The sequence below is a fragment of the Pseudarthrobacter phenanthrenivorans Sphe3 genome (genome assembly GCF_000189535.1).
Taxonomy (GTDB): domain Bacteria; phylum Actinomycetota; class Actinomycetes; order Actinomycetales; family Micrococcaceae; genus Arthrobacter; species Arthrobacter phenanthrenivorans.
Genome location: NC_015145.1, coordinates 793120 through 811466, shown reverse-complemented (window position 1 = coordinate 811466; position 18347 = coordinate 793120). Strand labels below are relative to the sequence as shown.

The window sequence follows — 18347 nt, the reverse complement described above, 5'->3', positions numbered from 1 at the left end:
CCCAGCCCCGGGAAAACGGGACCAAAAAGCTGCACAAAATTTGAAACCAGCTGTCAAAACCAGACCACCCACAGGGGCGGATGACCCGGTCAATTCAACCAATCACTAAAACAATTGGTATCAACAAACTTGGCACACTATTGAGTTCTCAAACAACAGACACACCCGGCACCACCACACACCCTCAAGGCCGTGACTCGCTCCGGAGCAACTTTTCAAACTTACCCGCTGGACTCTCACTTGTCAAACCGGGGTCCGCGACTCTCTTTAGCCGAAGGCTTGAGTGTCGGTTTTTCCGTCTGACTCCGTGGAGCAGCGCGGAAATAAACTCTACCACCACTCTTGCGGGATCGCCAACCGGGCTTCGAGCGGGATCCTGCGGCCTGCTCTGCGGACAGGAAAAAGGCCCGGAATCCCAAGGATTCCGGGCCTTCCCCTCAAGGCGGTTCAGCGGAGCGGGACCACGTCAGTCGGCGGCCGGCGCTCCCGGCTTCAAGCCTGCGGCCGGCGCTCCCGGCTTGAAGTAAGCGGCACCCAGCGGCGGCAGGGTAACGCTCAACGTGGCCGGCTGCCCGTCCTGTCCGTGGGCCGTTGCCTTCAATTCGCCTGAGTTGAGGACACCGGATCCCCCGTAGGTTGTCGCGTCCGTGTTCAGCACCTCTTTCCAGGTCCCGGCCTGGGGGACACCCAAGGTGTAACCCGCGTGCGGGGCTCCCGAGAAGTTGATTGCGCAGACCAGCGGGTTGTTGTCGTTATCCCAACGGATGAAGGACAGAACGTTGCGGTCCGCGTCTCCCCCGTTGATCCACTGGAAGCCGCCGGGCTCGTTGTCCCGCGTGTACAGGGCGGGGGTGGAACGGTACAGCTCGTTCAGGTCCTTGGTCAGCAGCTGCACTCCCTGGTGCGCCGGGATGTCGGCGAGCCACCAGTCCAGCCCGTGCTGCTCGGACCACTCGGCTTCCTGGCCGAACTCCGTGCCCATGAAGATGAGCTGCTTGCCGGGGTGCGCCCACTGGTAGGCCAGGAACGCGCGGAGGTTGGCCAGCTGCTGCCAGCGGTCGCCGGGCATCTTGCGCAGCATGGAGCCCTTGCCGTGTACAACCTCGTCGTGGCTGATGGGCAGCAGGAAGTTCTCGGTGAAGGCGTAAACCAGGGAGAAGGTGACCGTTCCGTGGTGCCACTTGCGGTTGACCGGGTCCTCGGAGATGTACTTGAGGGAGTCGTGCATCCAGCCCATGTTCCACTTCAGCCCAAATCCCAGGCCGCCGTGGCTGGTGGGACCGGTTACGCCGGGGAAGGCCGTGGATTCCTCGGCGATCATCACCGCACCCGGGTGCGTTTTGTACACCGTGGCGTTGGCTTCCTGCAGGAACGAGATGGCTTCCAGGTTTTCCCTGCCGCCGAAGCGGTTGGGCTGCCACTGCCCGTCCTGCCGCGAGTAGTCGAGATAGAGCATGGACGCCACAGCATCCACGCGCAGTCCGTCGATATGGAACTCATCCAGCCAGTAGAGCGCATTGGCCACCAGGAAGTTCCTGACTTCGGTACGCCCGAAGTCGAAGATCAGGGTGCCCCAGTCTGGGTGTTCGCCCAGGTTGGGGTCGGCGTGCTCGTACAGGGGTTCGCCGTCGAACTGGGCGAGCGCCCAGGCGTCCTTCGGGAAGTGCGCCGGTACCCAGTCCAGCAGGACACCGATGCCGGCCTGGTGGAGCGTGTCCACCAGGTAGCGGAACTCATCCGGGTGGCCGAAGCGGGACGTGGGCGCAAAGTAGGAAGTGACCTGGTAGCCCCAGGAGCCGCCGAACGGGTGCTCTGCCACGGGCATGAACTCAACGTGCGTGAAGCCCAGCCACTTGACGTAGTCCACGAGCTCCTTGGCCAGTTCCCGGTAGCCCAGGCCCAGGCGCCAGGAACCGAGGTGCACCTCATAGACACTCATGGCGGAGTTGTGCGGATCCCGCTTCGCGCGGGCCTCCATCCACTCCTGGTCCTTGAAGGCGTAGGAAGGCTCCACAACCTTCGATGCAGTCAGCGGAGGTACTTCGGTGCCGAAGGCCAACGGGTCGGCTTTCTCCACCCAGTGTCCTGCCCGGGTGCGGATTTCGAATTTGTAGCACGCCCCTGCCACAACCCCGGGAATGAAGATTTCCCAGACGCCGGAGGAACCAAGTGAGCGGAGGGAGTTTTCGCGTCCGTCCCAGGCGTTGAAGTCGCCCTTGACCCGGACCGCCTGCGCATTGGGCGCCCAGACGGCGAAGGACACACCGTCCACGTCCCCCAAGGAGGATTTGTAGTGCTGGACGTGTGCGCCAAGCACTTCCCAGAGCTTTTCGTGCCGTCCCTCCCCAATCAGGTGGAGGTCGACTTCTCCTACTGTCGGCAGGTAGCGGTAGGGCTCGTCCACTGTGACCGGTTCGGCACCCGGATAGGTGACGGCGAGGCGGTAATCCGGGACGTGGCCCTGCTGGAGCGGGTCGATAACGGCTACCCAAACGCCATGAGCTTCATGCTCCATGGGAGTCTCGCCGGCCGCGGTGATGACGGTGACGGCTTCGGCGAGGTGCTTTACGGTGCGGATGGTGACGTGGCCGTAGTCGTCAAGGTGCGCGCCCAGGACTGAGTGGGGGGCGTGGTGTTCACCGTTCGCTATCCTACCCAAGGTGCCGTCATCCACCTGCAGGGGCACCCCTGGGCGGTCAGTTCGTGCTGAGCCTGTCATTTCGTTACCTTCCGATGCTGCTCCGGCGTGATCGCCGGTGCCGTTACCGTTGAGGAGCCGCCTGGAGGCGTTCACGGGGATCGCCAGCCAGTCGGGCCTGTTGCGCATTTCATAAACTACTTCGTACAGCGCCTTGTCCAGCCACAATGCCACAAACAGGGGGGACTCGCGGTCCACGGTGCCGGGAGTGACCCCCGCGTACCCGGCCAGAAAGGCCTCGGCACAGTCGTCCACCCAGGTGGCAGGCACGTGCGCGCCTTCCTGTTCGCGCTGTGCCGCGCCCGCGGCGTAGTCGAAGGAACGCAGCATGCCGACGACGTCCCGCAGGGGAACATCCGGAACGTTGCGTTCGGCGACGGGACGCAGGGGTTCGCCTTCGAAATCCAGGATCGCCCACCGTGCGGGGTTTCCCGCCTGCCCTGGCACCTGGAGTATCTGGCCCAGGTGCAGGTCCCCATGGATGCGCTGCAGTGGTCCTGCCGGGGCATGGTCCAGCCGGTCCAGCAGGGCGTCCAGGGCGTCGTCATAGGGGCCGACGGCGGACCGGGCTTCTGCCCATGCCTGCCGGACGCGCTGGGCTACTGCTGGAGCAATCAACTGGCCGGGCTCGGGTTCGACAGCCTGTCCCAGGGCCTGGGCCAGACGCTGGTGCACGGTTGCCGTGGCCTCGCCGAGGGCATGGGCCTCCGCCGTGAAGTCCGTGCCCGACCTGGCGGCATCCACGGCCAACCGCCACGCATCGCGGCCCCCGGCCAGGAATTCGTGGGCCACGGCCAGTTCGCCCTGGACGTAACGCGGGCCGGCTTGGGCTGCCGCGGATTCGTTGGGCTCCGCCCCGTTCTCGGAGAGCCACTCGCCCCGCACCCAGCCGAGCGTTGCTGGAACCTCGGAAGTACCTGCCGCCGTCAGCGCCGCACCTACTTCAACTTCCGGGTTGGTCCCGTGGGACAGCACCCGGAAGAATTTCACGATGGCGGCGGACTCGCCGTCGTCCACGATGACTGAACTGTTGGACTGCTCGCCGGACAGCACCTTCACAACCCCGCGGCTGGTGGGGAGCCGCTGCTCCGCTGAGACACGGAAGCCGGCGGCCGTCCCGCTCGGCGCCTTCTCCTCCTGCCGCATGAGCTCGAGCCAGCCGCCCACGAAGTCGGGATCGTGAACGGCGTCGTAGACCCAGGTCCTGGACGGGTCCATGCCGGCCGCCTGGCCCACCAGGGCCCGCTCCATGCCGGCTGCCGGAGCTTGGCGGAAGCTCAGCGGGACCTGGACCACGGCCGTCCGCTGGCCGCCGTCGGACGCCCTGGTGGTGACGCGCAGGAGGAACACCTCCAGGCCCGCGTGGCCGGAGGGGTCCTCCAGCCCCAGGCTTCCGGCCTGGGAGACCTCGAAGTCGGGTGTCTTGACCGGGAACCAGCGCTGCCGGGGCAGCCATTCGCGGAGGAGGGAAATCAGGGCGGGGGTGAGGATGGGCTGGTTCATGTCAGTTCTCAATCGAGAGGATCGGCATTGCCTGCGTATAGGGAGAGGACGGGTTGGAACCCGCTGAGCGGATCCGCAACCAGAAGAAGTCATGGCTGCCCAGGGTCAACGTGAGGTTTCCGTCCTCGTTGATGCCCGGGAACGGCTGGCCGCCAAACACATCCCGCAGCCCGCGTCCGGCGTACTGCGGAACCTTCAGTTGGGCTGCCACGGGATGCTGGGAGAGGTTGAAGGCACAGAGGATGGTTTCAGAGTCGGCACCGGCAGAATTGCCGTCCGGCAGCTCCCGCAGGTAAGCCAGGACGGCGTCGTGGTCGGCATCCACATGCTTGAACCCGCCCAGGCCAAAGGCCGGATGGTTCTTCCGGACGCTCAGGATCTGGCGGGTCCAGCGCAGCAGCGAACCTGAGTGGGCCGCCTCTGCCTCAACGTTGGCCATGCCGTAGTTGTACACCAGGGACTGGATGGGAGGCAGGTAGAGCTTGCCGGGATCCGCGTTGGAAAAGCCTGCGTTCCGGTCCGGATTCCACTGCATGGGGGTTCTGACGGCGTCCCGGTCTTCAAGCCAGATGTTGTCCCCCATCCCGATCTCGTCCCCGTAATACAGGAACGGGCTGCCGGGAAGCGAGAGCAGCAGCGCGTTGATCAGTTCGATCTCGGCGCGCGAGTTATCCAGCAGGGGCGCCAGCCTGCGCCTGATCCCGATGTTGGCCCGCATTCGTGGGTCCGGCGCATACCAGCCGAGCATGGCAGCGCGCTCATCTGCCGTGACCATTTCCAGGGTCAGCTCGTCATGGTTCCGCAGGAAGGTTCCCCATTGCGCCCCGTCCGGTATTTCCGGAGTGTCGTGCATGGTCTCGATGATGGGGGCGGCTTTCTGGTCCCGGAGCGCATAGTAAAGGCGCGGCATGATCGGGAAGTGGAAGGCCATATGGCATTCGGGTTCGTCTTCGGTACCGAAGTACTCCACCACTTCGTTGGGCGGCTGGTTGGCCTCAGCGATTATGACTCGCCCGGGGTAGCTTTCGTCCACCATGGTGCGGAGCCGTCGGAGGAACTCGTGGGTAGCCGGAAGGTTCTCGCAGTTGGTGCCCTCCTCCTCGTAGAGGTACGGGATGGCGTCCGCGCGGAACCCATCTATGCCCTGGTCCAGCCAGAACCGGACCACGTCGAACAGCGCCTCGATAACCTTCGGGTTTTCGAAGTTCAGGTCCGGCTGGTGGCTGAAGAAGCGGTGCCAGAAAAACTGGCGCCGGATGGGATCGAACGTCCAGTTCGATTCCTCGGTGTCCACGAAGATGATGCGCGCGTCCTGGTACTTCTCGTCCGTATCGCTCCAGACGTAGAAGTCGCCGAAGGGCCCATCCGGGTCCTTGCGGGACTCCTGGAACCAGGGGTGCTGGTCCGAGGTGTGGTTCAGGGGCAGGTCGATGATCACCCGGACTCCCCGTGCATGCGCCTCGGCAACCAGCCGCTTGAAGTCGCTGATGGTGCCGAATTCGTCCAGGACGGAGTTGTAGTCGGAGATGTCGTAGCCGCCGTCACGCAGCGGTGACTGGAAGAACGGCGGCAGCCAGAGGCAGTCCACGCCCAGCCACTGCAGGTAGTCAAGCCTGTCGATGAGGCCGGAGAAGTCTCCGGAGCCGTCACCGTTGGCGTCCGCGAAAGCTCGTACAAGTACTTCGTAAAACACGGCCTTTCGGTACCAGAGCGGATCGTGCTGGAGGCCCGGAGCGTTTAGCTCGAACGTGCTTTTTGGGGTGAAGTGCTGGCCGGAGCCCTGCGGGTTGAAATTCACTGATGCGTTCTCCTCACGCTCAGGATGTGGGCGGGCTCTACGTGCGGGTCCAGCCGGACGTAGTTGTACTCGCCCCATTCCCAGCTTTCACCGGAGATGAGGTCCTCCACGTGGAAGCCCCCGTTGTGCGTCAGGTCCTGGGGGTCCAGCTCAAGGGCTGCCAGGTCGAGCGACACTGTGCACTCCCGGGTTGCGTGCGGATCGACGTTGACCACCACGATGAGCGTGTCCTTGGATCCGTCCGGCAGCGTCTTGTGCTTGGAGTAGACCACGGTGGCTTCATCGGTGCTGTGGTGGACCGTGAGGTTCTGCAGGTCCTGCAGCGCCGGGTGGGCATGCCTGATCTCGTTAAGCCGCGTGATGTAGGGGGCAAGGGTGCGGCCGGAGTGCGCTGCCGCGTCCCAGTCGCGTTCCTTGTACTCGAACTTTTCGTTGTCGATGTACTCCTCCGCGCCGGGCCGGGCCACATGCTCATACAGCTCGTAGCCTGCATAGACGCCCCACAAGGGGCTGGCCGTGGCTGCCAGGGCAGCCCTGATCCTGAACGCCGCCGGGCCGCCAAACTGCAGGTATTCAGTAAGGATGTCCGGGGTGTTGACAAAGAAGTTGGGGCGGAAGAAGGCTGCTGACTCGTGGCTCACCTCGTTGAAGTAAGACTCGATTTCCTTCTTGGTGTTGCGCCAGGTGAAGTAGGTGTAGGACTGCTGGAACCCCGCCCGGCCCAGCGCGTGCATCATGGCGGGGCGCGTGAATGCCTCTGCCAGGAACACCACGCCGGGAACTTCCTTATTTACCTGTGCAATAAGCCATTCCCAGAACCAAACCGGCTTGGTGTGCGGGTTATCCACCCGGAAGATCTTTACGCCGTGGCTCACCCAGAGCAGCACAATCCGCAGAATTTCGTTTGAAAGACCTTCGGGATCATTATCGAAATTGAGCGGATAAATGTCCTGGTACTTCTTGGGCGGATTCTCGGCATAGGCAATGCTGCCGTCCACGCGGGTGGTGAACCACTCCGGGTGCGACTGTACCCAGGGATGGTCGGGAGCCGCCTGGAGCGCGAGGTCCAGCGCAACTTCCAGGCCAAGCTCATTGGCGCGGGCCACGAAGGCGTCAAAGTCCTCGAAGGTGCCGAGGTCGGGATGGATGGCGTCGTGCCCGCCCTCGGCAGCACCGATTGCCCAGGGCGAGCCTGGATCGTTTGGTCCGGCGATCAGTGTGTTGTTGGGGCCCTTGCGGTGCTGCACGCCGATGGGATGGATGGGCGGCATGTAGATGACGTCGAAGCCCATGGCGGCCACGGCGTCGAGCCGCTTGGCAGCGGTGCGGAAGTTTCCGGAGGTCCAGGCGCCCGTGGCGTGGTCCTTGACCGCCCCTTCGGAGCGGGGAAAGAACTCGTACCAGGCGCCGCGCCCGGCCCGGTCGCGTTCAACGTTCAGGGGGAACTTTTCGGAGACGGTCACCAGTTCACGGATGGGCTGGTGCCCCACAACCCCGGCTACGTCGTGCCCGAAGCCGGCGCCGAGGCGCTCTTCCGTGCTGAGGGATGTGTCGGCGAGCCTGCCGGCGGCGGCGCGGAGTACGCCCCGGTCCCACTCGCTGCGGGACTCGTCCTCGGCTGCTTCACCCAGCAGGGCGGATCCTTCGGCCAGCATCAGTTCCACGTCGATGCCGGCTTCCACCTTCACCTCGGCGTTGTGGTGCCAGGTGCCGTACCTGTCATGCCAGGCCTCAATGGCGAAGGACCAGTTGCCGGTGTCCGACGGCGTGAGGACGCCTTCCCAGCGGTCCGTTCCCATGCCGCGTTCCCCGCGGGGCGGTGCGAGCCTTACGCGCTGGCGCTCGTTTCCGTCCGGGTCAAAGAGCACTGCGCTGACGCCCAGCTGGTCATGCCCCTCGCGGAATGCGGTGGCCCCAACCACGATTCCTTCGCCTGGGAGGGCCTTGGCCGGGAATTTGCCTCCCTCCACGACGGGCTGCACGGCGGTGATCGGAAAACGTCCGAACCGCAGGCCGTCAGTGATGTGGCCCTTCGACAATTGCATTGATGCGGCACTGGTTCCTGAGTTAGTCGTCACAAGCTCGACGTTAGCGAGAAAAGACCCGGATTGCTAAGCCTGCGCACTAAATTCGTTGCGTCGCTCGTCATTTCCTTGGTGGCTGCTGTCATTTACCCAAAAGAAACCCGGGGCTGGTTCCAGCCGCGCAGGTTGTCGGTTAGTGTGACGCAGGTGAAGGCAATCCGCAGATTTACCGTCCGTACTGTCCTCCCCGAACCGATCCGTCCGCTGGCCCGGTTGGCGAGCAACCTGCGCTGGTCCTGGCACCGTCCCACGCGCGAACTTTTTGCGGGACTGAACCCCCGCCTGTGGGAGGAAAGCGGCCAGGACCCGGTGGGCTTCCTGGGAATGGTGAGCCGGGAAGAGTTCCAGCAGCTTGCGGCAAACCGTTCGGTGGTGGAGCGCGTGAGGGCGGCGGAAGAGGACCTCAACCGCTACCTTGAGGAGCCGCGCTGGTACCAAAGCCTTGGCCCGGACGCCCCGGCGTCAATTGCCTACTTCTCCCCCGAATTCGGCATCACGGAAGTCCTCCCGCAGTATTCGGGCGGTTTGGGCATCCTGGCCGGCGACCACCTGAAGGCGGCCTCGGATCTCGGCGTGCCCCTGATCGGCGTAGGACTGCTGTACCAGGCCGGCTACTTCAAGCAGTCCCTCTCGCGGGACGCCTGGCAGCAGGAGACCTATCCGGTCCTGGACCCGGACGGCCTGCCGCTGACCCTGCTGCGTGAGCCCGCGGCGGACGGCATCGGCCGTCCCCTGCAGATCGCTCTCCCCCTGCCCAACGGCCGCCGCCTGCTGGCACACATCTGGCGTGCCGACGTCGGACGCGTTCCCCTGCTGCTGCTGGACTCGAACGTGCCGGGCAACGATGACGCCGCACGCAGCATCACCGACCGCCTGTACGGGGGCGGCGGAGACCACCGGCTGCAGCAGGAGCTGCTGCTGGGCATGGGCGGCGTGAAGGCACTGCGGGCCTTCCAGAAACTGACCGGGACCACGGCGCCCGAGGTGTTCCACACCAATGAAGGGCACGCCGGCTTCCTGGGCATCGAACGCATCCAGGAACTGATGAGCGGGGATGAAGCCCTCACCTTCGATGAAGCCCTCGCTGCCGGCCGGGCATCCACCGTCTTCACCACCCACACCCCCGTCCCTGCCGGTATCGACAGGTTCGAGATCGCCCAGATCCACCACTTCTTCCAGGCAGGGCTGGCGCCGGACGTCCCCACGGACCGGATCCTGGAACTGGGCCGGGAGAACTACGCTGACGGTAACCCTTCCGTTTTCAACATGGCTGTGATGGGGCTTCGCCTGGCACAGCGCGCCAACGGCGTGGCCAAACTGCACGGGGAAGTGTCGCGGGGGATGTTCTCCGCCCTCTGGCCGGGCTTCGACCACTCCGAGGTCCCCATTACCTCCGTGACCAACGGGGTCCACGTCCCCACCTGGGTGGACAGCCGCATTTCCAAGCTGGCGCGTGACCAGTTCGGCAGCGAGGCTGAGGCGAACGGCCGCTGGGACCTCGCCTACAACGTCAGCGACGCCGACGTGTGGGCCCTGCGCCGCGAGCTGCGGGCTGCGCTGGTGGAGGACGTCCGCCGCAGGCTGCGGGCCTCATGGAAGAAACGCGGCGCTGCCGACGCAGAGCTGGGCTGGACGGACAATGTCCTGGACCCGGACGTCCTGACCATCGGCTTTGCCCGCCGCGTCCCCACCTACAAGCGCCTGACCCTGATGCTCCGCGAACCCGAACGGCTCAAGGCGCTGCTCCTCCACAAGGAACACCCCATCCAGCTGGTCATCGCGGGCAAGTCCCACCCGGCAGACGATGCCGGCAAGAAGATGATCCAGGACCTGGTCCGCTTCACCGACGATCCCGAGGTACGCCACCGGATCGCCTTCCTGCCGAACTATGACATCGCCATGGCCCGCACGCTTTTCCCGGGGTGCGACGTGTGGCTGAACAACCCGCTGCGGCCCCTGGAGGCGTGCGGAACGTCCGGAATGAAGGCAGCGCTCAACGGCTCCCTGAACCTTTCCGTCCTGGACGGCTGGTGGGACGAGATGTACGACGGCGAGAACGGCTGGGCGATCCCCACCGCCAACAACGGCGCGTCCGCCGAAGAACGGGACGACATCGAGGCCGCCGCGCTGTATGAGTTGCTTGAGACGCAGGTGGCTCCCCGCTTCTATGGCAGCACAGTCTCCGCCGGCGCCGGGGCGGCAGGGCCGTCGACGTCGGGCGCGGAAAAGGTGCCCACGCACTGGGTTTCCATGATCAAGCACACGCTTTCGCACCTCGGACCGCAGGTTTCTGCCGAACGCATGCTGCGGGACTATGTGAACATCCTCTACCGTCCGGCGGCGGAGGCGGGACGGAGCGCCTCGGCCAATTCCTACTCGCAGGCCCGCGCGCTGGCCGCCTGGACGGCAAAGGTACGCTCCGCCTGGCCGCTGGTCCACGTGGAGCACGTGGACTCCGTGGGCGTCTCCGAAGATCCGCAGATCGGCGACACCCTCCAGGTCAACGCGTACGTGGCGCTGCACAACCTCACGCCGGACGATGTTGCCGTGGAAGTTGCCTATGGGCGCGCCGAGGAGAGCGATACCCTCGCCGACATCACGGTCATGGAACTGAAGGTGCAGGAGGACCTGGGAAGCGGGCGCCACCTGTTCAGCGGCTCGCTGGTGATCGACCGTTCGGGGCCGTTCGGCTACACCGTGCGCGTCCTGCCCCGGCACGACGCACTGGCCTCGAAGGCCGAGCTGGGACTGATCGTCAACGCTTAAGGCATGCACACTGGCAAGGACCGGAGGAGACCATGACTGACCGTACCGTGGCCGATGTGATTGTGGACCGGCTCAGTGCCTGGGGCGTCAACCGGGTCTTTGGCTATAGCGGTGACGGGATCAACGGCTTCATGGGGGCCCTGCGCCGGGCCGAGGGACGGGTTGAGTTCGTCCAGGCGCGGCACGAGGAAACGGCCGCCTTCATGGCGGTGGGGCACGCGAAGTACACCGGCGGGGTGGGGGTGGTCACCTCCACCCAGGGGCCGGGTGCCGTCCACCTGCTGAACGGCCTGTATGACGCCAAGCTGGACAGCGTTCCGGTGGTTGCGATCGTGGGGCAACAAAGCCGGACGGTGCTGGGTTCCGCCTACATGCAGGAGATCGACCTCACCTCCCTGTTCAAGGACGTCGCGGCGCAGTTCGTCCAGCAGGTCAGCGCACCTGAGCAGGTTCCGATGGTCCTGGACCGGGCCTTCCGCACCGCCAAGGCCACTTCCTCGCCCTGCGTGGTCATCGTTCCGCACGATCTCCAGTCAGCGCCAGCGCCGGAACTCCCGCAGGAGCACGGCATCGTGGTTACCGCGCCGTCGTGGAGCACGGCAGCCGCTTCGCCCCGGGAAGAGGACCTGGACGCGGCCGCTGCCCTGCTGAACTCCGCGGAGAGGGTGGCGCTGCTGGTGGGCCAGGGAGCGCGGCACGCAGCCAAGGAGGTGGTGGCGGTGGCGGAGAAGCTGGGAGCCGGAATTGCCACCAGTTTGCTGGGCAAGCCGTACGTCGACGAAACGCTGCCCTTCGCCGTGGGCACCATGGGGCATCTGGGTACCACTGCCAGCGCGCACCTGCTGGGGCACTGCGATGCCCTGCTGATCGTCGGTTCCAACGATCCCTGGACCGAGTTCTATCCGCCGCCGGGCGCTGCCCGCGCCGTCCAGATCGACATCGATGAACGGAAGATCGGCAATCGCTACCCGGTGGAGGTGGGACTCGCCGGAGACGCAGCGGCTGCGCTTGAAGCCCTGGGCGCCAGGCTTGAGACCCGCCCGCGCGGCGCCTGGCGATCGGATGTGGAGGCGGAGGTCAGCCGCTGGCGCCTCCTCGCCGCGGACCGGGCAGCAGTGCCGGCCCGCCCCATCAACCCGGAGCGCGTGGTCCGGGAGCTGAACGGCAGGCTGCCGGCGGACGCCCTGGTGAGTATCGACGTCGGCAGTTGCGTTTACTGGTATGCGCGGCAGCTTGTCCTTCCGCCAGGTGTCCCTGCTCACCTTTCCGGGACCTTGGCAAGCATGGGGTGCTCCATCCCCTACGGCATCGCGGCGAAGCTGGCGCATCCCGAGCGTCCGCTGGTGGCGCTCGCGGGCGATGGGGCCATGCAGATGGCGGGCATCGCCGAACTGGTGACCGTCGCCCACCGGTGGCGGCAATGGGCCGATCCCCGGTTCGTGGTCTGCGTCTTCAACAACCGGGAACTGACCGAGGTGACCTGGGAGCAGCGGGAGTCCGAAGGCGAACCACGGTTCGCGGCCAGCCAGGAGCTCCCTGATTTTCCGTTCGCGGGGTACGCGGACCTGTTGGGCCTGACCGGCATCCGCGTCGAGGATCCCGAGCTCCTAGGGGACGCCTGGGAGCGGGCATTAGCGGCCGACCGTCCGGTGGTGATCGACGTGCTGACCGATCCCGAAATTCCCCTCCTGCCGCCGTTCCCGGCCGGGCGGGAAAAGGCGGAGACCATGCGCAAGGGCCTCGCAGCGGAGGTCGACGGCGGCCGTGCTTCCGCCTTGCTGGATACCTACCTCGGGCATGAGGAGCGTCCCCGGGTTTAGGTGCTCCTAGAGCAGCACGGCGGTCACGGCCAGGTCCTTCCCGGCATAGCGTTCCGCGTCCTGGAGGATCTCGCAGATTATCCCGAAGGACCTGTCAGCGCGGAACGGGGCAGCCACCTGCCACAGAACCGTCACCGGGGGATTCCCGTTGTCCGTGATGGCGTCGGCGAAATCATGCAGTGAGTCGTTCAGTGCGTCGAGGTTGACACCGTAGTCTTCCGGAAAATCCAGGACTTCGCCGAAGGTTTCCAGGACGGCCTTCTTGCTGTCCGCCGGGGGAATAACCAGGCTCCGGCGCCCCGCGTCCGTCACCTGCTCCTGCAGTTCTTCCAAGGTCCAGGTGTCGCCTGAGTAGATCTTCATCGCTGTGCTAGGTGCCTTCCAGTATGAACTTGAACGTCTGGTAATGGTCGTCCGTGTAGTACTTGTCCCCGCCGGCCCCCGCCACGATCCGGCGGGCGCCCCTGTCCGACTCTCCGGGCGTCGGCACCGTGTACTCGCGGTAATAGCCCCTGTCCCGCCGTGGCAGGATCCGCTCGAAGTTGCCGAACACCTGGTCGTCCTGGCTGTAGCGGTAGGGCCCGCCCCCGCGGATCATTCCGAGTACTCTCCGGCCTTCGGCCGGAAGCTCCGACTCCCTTATCGGAGGCAGCGTGGAGGGGTTGTTCCGGCCGGGCGCATCCTGTGTGGCCGCCACCTGCGGCTGCGAGGGCGCGGCAGCGGAGGTGGGCGCCGGCGTCGTACTTTCCGTCCACTGGCCCAGGACGCCGGTGCCGCCGAAAGCCAGCAGGGCAAGTACTGCCAGTCCTGCCAACAGCAGGGGCAGGAGGGAACGGTTGCGCATTCTGGTGCTCCCGGTCCTAGGTGCGGTAGATACTGATGGAGTGGGCCTCCACGAGGTCCTTCTCCCCCGCCGCCACCCGGCCGCCCTGGCGCACCTCGTGCAGGGGCGAGGTGGTCAGCCGGAGCTCGAACAACCGCTGCGAGGTGCCCTCGGCAGTGACGCGCGGCAGCGTGATCTGGACGTCCGAGCCGCTGCCGTTCACCACCATCAGTCCGGCCAGGGCGCCGTTATCGGAGCCCAGCAGGAGCTGCACCACGCGGTGCTGCGGGTCATTCCAGCATTCACGGGTCATGGGATGCCCGTCTTTGTCGAACCAGTACAGGTAGGACTGCTCGTCGCGGACGGGAAAGTCGTGCGGCTGAGCCGCGAGGAACTCCTTGCGCAAACGGATGTAGCGCTTGGTGCTGCGAAGCATCTCGTGGGACTCGGGCGTGCGGGTCCAATCCAGCCAGGCAATGTGGTTGTCCTGGCAGTAGGCGTTGTTGTTGCCGTGCTGGGTCCGGGCCAGTTCATCTCCGGCGGCAATCATGGGAACGCCAAGGGAGATCAGCATTGAGGCCATCAGGTTGCGGCGGGACTGGGCGCGCTTGGCAAGGATCCTGCCATCCTCGGTGGGGCCCTCCACACCGTGATTGTAGCTGCGGTTGTCCCCGTGCCCGTCCCTGTTCTCCTCGCCATTGTCCTCATTGTGCTTGCGGTCATAGGAAACGAGGTCGTTGAGGGTAAAGCCGTCATGTGCGGTGACGAAGTTTACCGATGCAAGGCGGGAACGGCCCGAGGCCTGGAAAAGGGCAGCGGACCCGGACAGCGCATCCGCAAGTTTTGCCATGGGTCCACCATGACCGCCGGCATCGAGGGCAGCGCGGTCGGCCAGCCAGAAGGAGCGAAGTGCGTCGCGGAAATGGTCGTTCCAGTCCACCCACCCTCCGGGGAAGCGGCCGGTCTGCCAGCCGCCGTAGCCCACATCCCATGGTTCGGCGATCAGCTTCACGTCGGAGAGGACCGGATCCGCGGCGATGGCGACCAGGAACGGATGCCGCGGGTCGAACTCGTTGGCGGCATTGCGGCACAGTGTCACGGCAAGATCAAAGCGGAAGCCGTCGATGTGGAACTCGTCCACCCAGTAGCGCAGGGAGTCAAGGACCATCTGGACTACCCGGGGTTCACCGAAGTTCAGGCTGTTTCCGCAGCCTGTAGTATCCACGTACTTTCCGTGCCCGTCGGTGCGGTAGTAGGTCTGCTCCCCCAATCCGCGGAAGCTGATCGTCGGGCCGTCCGGACCCCCCTCTGCCGTGTGGTTGTAAACGACATCAAGGATGACTTCCAGGCCTGCGGCGTGAAGGAGCTTGACCATGCCCTTGAACTCGTCCTGGACCGCCTGCGGCCCCGCTGCCTGCGCTGCCCGCGTGGCATAACCGGGATGCGGGGCGAAGAAGGCCGCCGTGTTGTAGCCCCAGTAGTTCGTCAGTCCAAGGTCCTGCAGGTGCGGCTCATCCAGGTGGAAGTGGACTGGCAGCAGTTGCACGGACGTGATACCCAGGCTGGTCAGGTGCTCAATGATGGCGGGATGGGCCATCCCGGCGTAGGTGCCCCGCAGTTCCTCGGGAACATCCGGATGGAGCATGCTCTGCCCGCGGACGTGCGCCTCATAGATGATCGTGTTTCGCCAGGGCAGTCGCAGCCGCTCGTCTGTTCCCCAGTCGAAGTCGCCGGACATGCGCACGCTCGTCAGGAAGCCGTCACGCTGGTCCACGGCGCGCCCGTAGGGATCCAGCAGCAGCGGCTGCCCGCCGTCGTCCTCGATGCCGCCGGTGGGAACCGAAAAAGGGAGGGAGTCCTCGCTGGAGGCAGCACGGAAACCGTACCGTGAGCCGTAGGGGAGGTCTTCCACGATTCCGTGGTGGACGCCATGGGTGACGTTGGGCAGCCGCTGGACACGCCAGCTTCCACCCGGAGCGATGTACACGATGTCCAGGCTGGCCACACCGGGAGCGAAGCAGGCCACGTTGGCGCGTCCGCCGGCCCGGTGGCGCGTCCCGCCCGAATCAGCGCGCGGAACACTAACACCAAGGGGTAGCGCCCTGGACGCGTCCATGGTTGAAGCAGTGTCGAAAAGCGGCATGACCATCACCTAAATATTAGCCGCCAAGGGCATCTCTCCCGCCCGGCTGCCATTGTGGCACCGGGTACTGCCCCCGTTGCCCGGGCAGGCCTCTGGCAAGCCGCTGCCCGGGCAACTGGTTACTTGGCCCCGCGCTGCCTACTTTGCGGCGCGCTGGCGCGAGATCTCGTAGAGCGAGATTCCCACAGCCATTGAGGCATTCAGCGATTCCATGGCGGAATCGATGGGGATGGAGACGATCTGGTCGCAGTTCTCGCGGACCAGGCGGCTCAGGCCCTTCCCTTCCGAGCCCACTACTATGCACACCGGCTCGGTCGCAAGCGTCAGGTCCGGCAGGGAAACGTCGCCGTCCCCGTCCAGGCCAAGAACGAAGATCCCCATGTTCTTGAACTGCTTCAGGGCGTTGTTGAGGTTCGACGCCCTGGCTACCGGGACGCGGACGGCCGCACCGGCGCTGGTCTTCCACGCGGAGGCGGTGACGCCGACGGAACGGCGCTCGGGGACGATCACGCCATGGCCGCTGAACGCGGACACGGAGCGGATGATCGCGCCGAGGTTGCGGGGATCGGTAATTCCGTCCAGCGCCACGAAGAGCGGTGCATTGGCGACATGCCCCTTCTTCCACTTCGCGACCGTTTCTTCAGCGAGCTCGTACGCGTCCTGGTAGTCGTACGGCGGGATCTGGAGCACCAGCCCCTGGTGGACGGCATCCTCGGTCATCCGGTCCAGCTCGGGTTTGCCCGTTTCGAGCAGCGGGATGCCGCGTTCGGCTGCGATCTTCAGGGATTCCTTGACCCGGTCATCCATTTCAATACGGATGGCCACGTGCAGGGCTTTGGCAGGGATGCCTGCGCGGAGCGCCTCCACCACCGAGTTGCGGCCGGTCACCACTTCCTCCGTGGCGCGGCCCTTGGGGCCGGACTTGGCGGCTCCGGCACTGCGCGCGCCGGGATTGCGCTTGGCTGCGGAACGCTCGGCAAGCTGCTTGGCCTTGTGTGCCTTGTGGTACGGGCGGTCCTCGGCTTTGGGCGTGGGGCCCTTGCCTTCCAGGGCCTTGCGCCCATGGCCACCGGTTCCGATGGTTGGGCCCTTCTTTGCTTTAACCGATCGGCGACCATTGTTGGCCATGTGTTCCACCCTTGATTGTGTTGACTGAGTCTGCCTACCAGTCTACTGAACCAGGAAAAATCGCCTCACGCGGCGGAAACGTCAGGACGGAAGCCGGGGATGTTCAAGCGCGCGTTCAGTCCCGCTTGAGGGTCCAGGTGGCCCCGTCCGGGCCATCCTCCACCACGATGCCGGCGTGCGCCAGGGTCTCACGGATAGCGTCGGAGGCGGCCCAGTCCTTCTGGGCCCGGGCGGCGGCCCGGGCAGCCAGCTGCGCCTGGACCAGCACGTCCAGGGCGGCTGCCTCCTTGCCGCTGCCGGCGTCGATCCCTGCCACAGCGTCAAGGCCCAGGACGTCCGTCATGACCCGCACCGTATCCAGCGCGAGGCGGGCGTCGTCGTCGTTCCCTTCGGCAAGCGCCGTGTTTCCGGCGCGGACGGTTTCGTGGAGGGCTGCCAGCGCGCGGGGGACGTTCAGGTCGTCATCCATGGCCTCGGAGAACGCTTCCATTGCGTTGCTGGACGGGCCGGAGCCGCCGTCCACGGAACCCTGCTCCTTGCCGAAGCGCGCCGCCGCCTTGGCCAGGAAGCCGTCAATACGTTCGACGGCGGCCGCGGCCTCCTGCAGGGAGGTGGGGCGGTAGTCCAGGACAGAGCGGTAGTGTGCCTGGCCGAGGTAGTAGCGGACCACGCGGGGTGACGCGAGTTCCAGCATCTCCGCAGGGCTGATGGTGTTGCCGATGGACTTGGACATCTTTTCGCCCTCGTACGTCACCATGCCGTTGTGCATCCAGAAGTTGGCGAACGGGTGCCCGGCCGCCTGCGACTGGGCCATCTCGTTCTCGTGGTGCGGGAACCGCAGATCCAGGCCCCCGCCATGGATATCAAACTCAGTCCCCAGGTACTTGGTGACCATCGCGGAGCACTCCAGGTGCCAGCCCGGCCGGCCGGCGCCCCACGGCGAAGCCCAGCTCGCCGTCGTCGGCTCTCCCTCTTTTGAACCCTTCCACAAGGCGAAGTCCCGGGGGTCCTTCTTGCCGCGTGGATCCGCGTCCGGTGCCGCCTGCATGTCGTCGATGTTCTGCCTGGTGAGTGCGCCGTACTTGCTCCAAGAACGGACGTCGAAATACACGTCACCGGAATCGTCCAGCGCCGGGTAGGCATGCCCGCGGTCGATCAGCTGCTGGATGAGGGCATGCATCTCAGGGATGTGGCCGGTGGCGCGAGGCTCGTAGGTGGGCCGGGAGACGCCCAGGATGTCATAGGCCTTGAGGAACTCGCGTTCGTAGCGGTAGGCCAGGGCCCACCACTCCTCCTCCGGGACCTCCCCCGCTTCGGGCTGGAAGCCGGGGGCGAAGGACGCCTCCGATTTAGCCAGGATCTTGTCATCAATGTCCGTGACGTTCCTGACCACTGTCACCCTGAGCCCCCGGAAAGCCAGCCAGCGCGTTAACTGGTCAAAAGCGATGGCCGAGCGGATGTGGCCCACGTGGGGCATGCCCTGCACCGTGGCTCCGCAGTAGTAAAGGCTGGCCTTGCCCTCGACGAGGGGTACGAAGTTCCGGACTTCGGCGGAGGCAGTGTCATAGAAGCGCAGGGTCACCG

General features: G+C 65.5%; 10 protein-coding genes. 2 read left to right on the top strand and 8 right to left on the bottom strand.

Features of this window, described 5'->3' with window-relative positions:
* Positions 1-466: 466 nt before the first annotated feature.
* The 3 genes from ASPHE3_RS03840 to ASPHE3_RS03830 are packed head-to-tail and all read right to left on the bottom strand — an operon-like array spanning position 467 to position 8044.
* Positions 467-4201, bottom strand: a complete 3735-nt coding sequence (locus ASPHE3_RS03840) for a 1,4-alpha-glucan branching enzyme (RefSeq protein ID WP_013599920.1) — start codon at positions 4199-4201, stop codon at positions 467-469.
* A 1-nt stretch (position 4202) separates the two neighbouring features.
* Positions 4203-5999: a maltose alpha-D-glucosyltransferase gene (gene treS / locus ASPHE3_RS03835; protein WP_013599919.1), complete on the bottom strand. Its 1797-nt coding sequence runs from the start codon at positions 5997-5999 to the stop codon at positions 4203-4205.
* A complete protein-coding gene (locus ASPHE3_RS03830) occupies positions 5996-8044 on the bottom strand; it encodes an alpha-1,4-glucan--maltose-1-phosphate maltosyltransferase (protein ID WP_174266586.1) in 2049 nt (682 codons plus the stop codon). The genes treS and ASPHE3_RS03830 overlap by 4 nt, the downstream gene beginning before the upstream one ends.
* A gap of 186 nt (positions 8045-8230) precedes the next feature.
* Here ASPHE3_RS03830 and glgP point away from each other — a divergent pair, with 186 nt between their 5' ends.
* A complete protein-coding gene (gene glgP, locus ASPHE3_RS03825; protein ID WP_174266585.1) occupies positions 8231-10849 on the top strand; it encodes an alpha-glucan family phosphorylase in 2619 nt (872 codons plus the stop codon).
* A 32-nt stretch (positions 10850-10881) separates the two neighbouring features.
* Complete coding sequence (locus tag ASPHE3_RS03820; RefSeq protein WP_013599916.1) at positions 10882-12669, top strand: thiamine pyrophosphate-requiring protein; 1788 nt, start codon at positions 10882-10884, stop codon at positions 12667-12669.
* 6 nt (positions 12670-12675) lie between these two features.
* Here ASPHE3_RS03820 and ASPHE3_RS03815 read toward each other — a convergent pair whose 3' ends face one another.
* From ASPHE3_RS03815 to cysS, 5 genes are all read right to left on the bottom strand, one after another.
* Positions 12676-13032, bottom strand: coding sequence for a barstar family protein (locus ASPHE3_RS03815; protein ID WP_013599915.1), 357 nt, complete (start codon positions 13030-13032; stop codon positions 12676-12678).
* Between the two features lie 7 nt (positions 13033-13039).
* Positions 13040-13513: a guanyl-specific ribonuclease gene (locus ASPHE3_RS03810; RefSeq protein ID WP_013599914.1), complete on the bottom strand. Its 474-nt coding sequence runs from the start codon at positions 13511-13513 to the stop codon at positions 13040-13042.
* 16 nt (positions 13514-13529) lie between these two features.
* Positions 13530-15641 (bottom strand): glycogen debranching protein GlgX, encoded by a 2112-nt coding sequence (glgX, locus tag ASPHE3_RS03805; RefSeq protein ID WP_013599913.1) that lies wholly within the window; start codon positions 15639-15641, stop codon positions 13530-13532.
* 132 nt (positions 15642-15773) lie between these two features.
* Positions 15774-16763, bottom strand: coding sequence for a 23S rRNA (guanosine(2251)-2'-O)-methyltransferase RlmB (rlmB, locus tag ASPHE3_RS03800; RefSeq protein ID WP_013599912.1), 990 nt, complete (start codon positions 16761-16763; stop codon positions 15774-15776).
* Positions 16764-16878: 115 nt separating this feature from the next.
* Positions 16879-18345, bottom strand: a complete 1467-nt coding sequence (cysS, locus tag ASPHE3_RS03795) for a cysteine--tRNA ligase (protein WP_013599911.1) — start codon at positions 18343-18345, stop codon at positions 16879-16881.
* Between the last annotated feature and the right edge of the window lie 2 nt (positions 18346-18347).

What these genes read in the sequence shown, in the direction of transcription:
- ASPHE3_RS03820 (WP_013599916.1), top strand. Translation starts at nt 10,882, where the DNA reads ATGACTGACCGTACCGTGGCCGATGTGATTGTGGACCGGCTCAGTGCC.
- glgX (WP_013599913.1), bottom strand. Translation starts at nt 15,641, where the DNA reads ATGGTCATGCCGCTTTTCGACACTGCTTCAACCATGGACGCGTCCAGG.
- rlmB (WP_013599912.1), bottom strand. Translation starts at nt 16,763, where the DNA reads ATGGCCAACAATGGTCGCCGATCGGTTAAAGCAAAGAAGGGCCCAACC.
- ASPHE3_RS03810 (WP_013599914.1), bottom strand. Translation starts at nt 13,513, where the DNA reads ATGCGCAACCGTTCCCTCCTGCCCCTGCTGTTGGCAGGACTGGCAGTA.
- ASPHE3_RS03840 (WP_013599920.1), bottom strand. Translation starts at nt 4,201, where the DNA reads ATGAACCAGCCCATCCTCACCCCCGCCCTGATTTCCCTCCTCCGCGAA.
- ASPHE3_RS03815 (WP_013599915.1), bottom strand. Translation starts at nt 13,032, where the DNA reads ATGAAGATCTACTCAGGCGACACCTGGACCTTGGAAGAACTGCAGGAG.
- ASPHE3_RS03830 (WP_174266586.1), bottom strand. Translation starts at nt 8,044, where the DNA reads ATGCAATTGTCGAAGGGCCACATCACTGACGGCCTGCGGTTCGGACGT.